Origin of the sequence: Falsiroseomonas oryziterrae (assembly GCF_021864505.1) — a bacterium.
GTDB classification, from domain to species: domain Bacteria; phylum Pseudomonadota; class Alphaproteobacteria; order Acetobacterales; family Acetobacteraceae; genus Falsiroseomonas; species Falsiroseomonas oryziterrae.
In genome coordinates this window covers 1-3948 of record NZ_JAKJIB010000359.1, presented here as the reverse complement: position 1 = coordinate 3948, position 3948 = coordinate 1, and the positions used below count along the sequence as shown (strand labels likewise).

Below are 3948 nucleotides of genomic sequence, written 5' to 3'. Positions count from 1 at the left end.
CGCCGGCAAGCCCGCCGCGAGCAGCGCCAGGCACAGCGCCCAGCCGGCGGTGCCGAGCGCCATCAGCCGGCCCGGCGCGGTGCCGCGCTGCGCGAGGACGCCGCCGCCGATGCCGGAGACCACGATCGCCCAGGTCGCGACGGCGACCACTGCGCCGGACATCGCCGCCGCGAAGCCGGCCTGCGCGAGGAAGCTCGGCGCGAAGCCGAACATGACGCCGAAGACGCCGTTGTAGATGCCCCACATCGCGCCGGCGAGGCTGACCAGCGCGACGACGCCGCGCGGCAGCCGCGCGCCGCCTTGTCCATTCCCTGGCACCGCGCCCAGCCCGTCATTCGGATGCGGCGCGTAGGCGAGGCGCAGCAGCAGCATCGCCGCCAGCGCCACCAGCGCGGAGGCCGCGAGCCCGGCCGCCCACCCGGCCGCGGCGGCGAGCGGGGCGAGGGTCAGCAGCGCGAGGCCGACGCCGACCGGGAAGGAGTTCACGAAGACCGCCATGGCCAGCGTCAGGTCGCGCTGCCCGGCGAACCAGTCGGTCACCATCTTCGCCATCAGCACATTGAGCAGGATGCCGCCCACGCCCGAGACGAGCCGGCCGGCGGCGAGCGTCGCGCCGTCCGGCGCCACCGCCGCGAGCGCGCCGCCGCCCGCCATCAGCGCAAGCCCGAGCGTCACCATCCGCGCATCCCCGAAGCGCCGCCCGAGCGCGCCGCCCGGCAGCGCAACCGCGACGCCGGGCAGGAAGTAGAGGCCGATCAGCGTGCCGAGCTCGGCATAGCCGAGGCCGAGATCCGCCATGAGCTCCGGCGAGACCGAGCCCAGCGACTGGAACTGGAATCCCATGCTCGTCCGCGCCGTCGCCAGCACGAGCAGGGCACGCCAGCGCGGTTGGAGGAATGCATCCCACACTCGCGCATCCTGGCATGCGATGGGGCCGGCGCGACACGAAAGAACGGCGAAGCCGCGCCTTGCGAAACCCTTGTCGCTCCGCGCCGCCGGAGCGGGTGGGCTCAGCCGGGCATGACGCTCATCAGCGCGCCGAGGCGCCGCACCGTCGTGCTGGAGTCCTGCAGCGGGATGGTGCCGCGCTCCGGCAGGGGCAAGGCGGCGCGCCGCGTGACGATCGCCACCACGCCACGCGCGAAGGGCTCGCCGCAGACCGGCGTCGCCGCGCCGCCGAAGCTGTCGATCCGCACGGCTAGGTTGTCGCCGTGACGGGAGAAGACGCGCACGTCACGGCTGGCGCCCTGCATCGCCGTCGTCAGTTCGCACCGCGTCCGCGCGACGAAGGCAAGGCAGCCGTCGCGCAGACAGAATGCGGCGCCGAGGTGGTCGACGTCCTGGTTGATGCGCCAGGCCGGCGCCTCCATCGCGCGCCGGATGCGCTCCGGGCAGTAGAGAAGCGCCGTCGCCTCGACGCGCGAGCCGAATTCGAACCACCATGCCTGCATGGCCTGCTTCCCGGTCCGTTCCGGACGCGGGAACGCGCGGCATGGCCGCCATGCGAGGTCACGGCTGCGCGCGCGCGATCACGGCTGCGCCGTCGCGCGGTCAGCTTTCCAGCTCGGAATCCCAGTAGAGGTAGTCGCGCCAGCTCTCGTGCAGGTAGTTGGGCGGGAAGCTGCGGCCGTTCTCCTGCAGCTCCCAGCTGGTCGGCTGGCGCGGTTCCTGGCGCGGATGCATGTGGCATTCGCGCGGCAGGCGGCTGCCCTTGCGCAGGTTGCAGGGCCCGCAGGCGGTGACGACGTTGTCCCAGGTGGTCCGCCCGCCGCGCGAGCGCGGGATCACGTGGTCGAAGGTCAGGTCGTGCGTGGGCTTCCCCTCGCCGCAATACTGGCACTCGAAGCTGTCGCGCAGGAACACGTTGAAGCGCGTGAAGGCCGGGCGCCGCGCCGCCGGGATGTATTCCTTGAGCGCGATCACGCTCGGCAGCCGCATGCGCAGCGAGGGCGAATGCACGATCGCCTCGTATTCCGACAGCACCGAGACCCGGTCGAGGAACACCGCCTTCACCGAATCCTGCCAGGACCAGACCGAGAGCGGGAAATAGGAGAGCGGCCGGAAATCCGCGTTCAGGACGAGCGCGGGATAGGACCTGTCGCCGACGAAGGCTCCGCCATCAGGCAAGCGCCACTCCTCGTATCGAGGGGCGGTCCCAAGCCCTGGGGCCGATCACGGCAGGCTGGCCCCAGATACTGTGGCACCGCCGCGTTTCGAGAGACTTCATGCCAGTGTGGGTGCCGCTTCGCAACACACCTCGGGCGGCGCGCGCGGCAGTTTTCATGGGCCCGTCACCCAAGCTCCCGTTGCAGCGTCAGCGCGCCCTGCATGATCCCGACCTCGTCGAGCCCATGGGCGAGCCCGGGGCGATACAGCGATTCGACCGGCACCCCTGCCGACTGCAACGCGTGCTCGGCCTCCCGGCTGCCATGCACCGGCACGACGTCGTCCGATTCGCCATGCACCAGCAGGACCGGCGGGCGCGCACGGATCTCGCCCGCCAGCGTCTCCGCCCCGAGCAGCCGCCCGGAATAGGCGAGGATCGCGGCGGGCCCTGGCGCGCGCCGCAGCCCGGCGAAGAGCGCGGTCATCGCGCCCTGGCTGAAGCCCATCAGCGCGATCCGGTCGGCCGCGAGCCCGAGGCGCGCCGCCTCCGCGTCGAGGAAGGCGTCCAGCGCCTCCGCCGCGACGCGCACGCCTGCCAGCATTCGCGCCGGCGTGCGGTCCTGCACGCTGAACCATTGCCGGCCATAGGGTGCGATGTCGCAGGCATCCGGCGCATGCGGGGCGACGAAGGCGGCCTCCGGCACCGCCTTGCCCCAGCCCGGGGCCAGGTCGATCAGGTCGTAGCCATCCGCGCCGAGTCCGTGCAGCAGCACCACGAGGCTGCGCGGCGCGCCGCCCGCAGCGGGCCCCCAGCGCGGCCCGTCCAGTCCCGCCATCTTGTCCCCCTTTCCCGTTCCTGGCACCGCAGCAGGACATGGCCGCAACGCCGCCTCTCGTCACCCGCTTCGCGCCGAGCCCGACCGGGCTGCTGCATCTCGGCCACGCCCATTCGGCGCTGCAGGGCTGGCGGCGGGCACGGGAAGCCGGGGGGCGCTTCCTGCTGCGGCTCGAGGACATCGACCCGGGCCGCTGCCGCCCCGACTTCGCCGATGCGATCCTGGAGGACCTCGCCTGGCTCGGCCTCGACTGGGATGGCGAGGTGCGGGTGCAGTCGCGGCACCTGCCGGAGTACCGAGCGGCACTCGATGCGCTCGCCGCGCGCGGCCTGCTCTACCCCTGCTTCTGCACCCGCGCCGACATCGCGCGCGAAGTGGCGGCGAGCGCCGCGGCGCCGCACCTGGCAGCCGTGGGGCCGGACGGCCCGCTCTATCCCGGCACCTGCCGCCGCCTGTCGGAGGACGAGCGCGCGGCCCGGATCGCGCGCGGCGAGGCGCATGCGCTGCGGCTCGACATGGCGCGTGCCGTGTCGTCGGTTCCGCCGCTGTCCTTCGAGGAGGAGGGGCAGGGGCGGCTGCGCTGCGACCCGGCGCGCTTCGGCGACGCCGTGCTCGCCCGCAAGGACGCGCCGGCGAGCTACCACCTCTGTGTCACGCATGACGACGCGCTGCAGGGCGTCACGCTGGTGACGCGCGGCGAGGACCTGAAGCCCGCCACCGACCTGCACCGCCTGCTGCAGGCGCTGATGGGCTGGCCGGAGCCGGCCTATGCGCATCACGGCCTGCTCACCGACGCCGCGGGACGGCGCCTTGCCAAGCGCGACCGCGCGGCGACGCTGCGCGACCTGCGCGCCGCCGGTCGCAGCCCGGCCGAGGTTCGCGCCCTGGCCGGCGTCCCGGATTAGGCGCAGCCGGGGCGCGCGTGCGCTGGTGGCGACGTCGGGGAGGGCTCTGCCCTCCCCGCACCCATCCCGCCAGGAGCCTGCGGGCTCCTGGACCTCGATCA

At 73.6% G+C, this 3948-nt stretch carries 5 protein-coding genes; 1 reads left to right on the top strand and 4 read right to left on the bottom strand.

Annotated elements, in window-relative coordinates:
* From L2I40_RS20100 to L2I40_RS20085, 4 genes are all read right to left on the bottom strand, one after another.
* The coding region (locus L2I40_RS20100; RefSeq protein WP_237216957.1) for an MFS transporter at positions 1 to 909 on the bottom strand (909 nt) is incomplete at its 3' end.
* A gap of 101 nt (positions 910 to 1010) precedes the next feature.
* Positions 1011 to 1451 (bottom strand): hypothetical protein, encoded by a 441-nt coding sequence (locus L2I40_RS20095; protein WP_237216956.1) that lies wholly within the window; start codon positions 1449 to 1451, stop codon positions 1011 to 1013.
* Positions 1452 to 1551: 100 nt separating this feature from the next.
* Entirely contained in the window at positions 1552 to 2127 is a 576-nt protein-coding gene (locus tag L2I40_RS20090) for an HNH endonuclease (protein ID WP_237216955.1), read from the bottom strand.
* 164 nt (positions 2128 to 2291) lie between these two features.
* Positions 2292 to 2942 carry an alpha/beta hydrolase gene (locus L2I40_RS20085; RefSeq protein ID WP_237216954.1) on the bottom strand — a complete coding sequence of 217 codons (651 nt, stop codon included), beginning with the start codon at positions 2940 to 2942 and terminating at the stop codon, positions 2292 to 2294.
* 38 nt (positions 2943 to 2980) lie between these two features.
* Between L2I40_RS20085 and gluQRS the strand changes: the two genes are divergently transcribed.
* Complete coding sequence (gene gluQRS / locus L2I40_RS20080; RefSeq protein WP_237216953.1) at positions 2981 to 3847, top strand: tRNA glutamyl-Q(34) synthetase GluQRS; 867 nt, start codon at positions 2981 to 2983, stop codon at positions 3845 to 3847.
* The last annotated feature ends 101 nt before the right edge of the window (positions 3848 to 3948 follow it).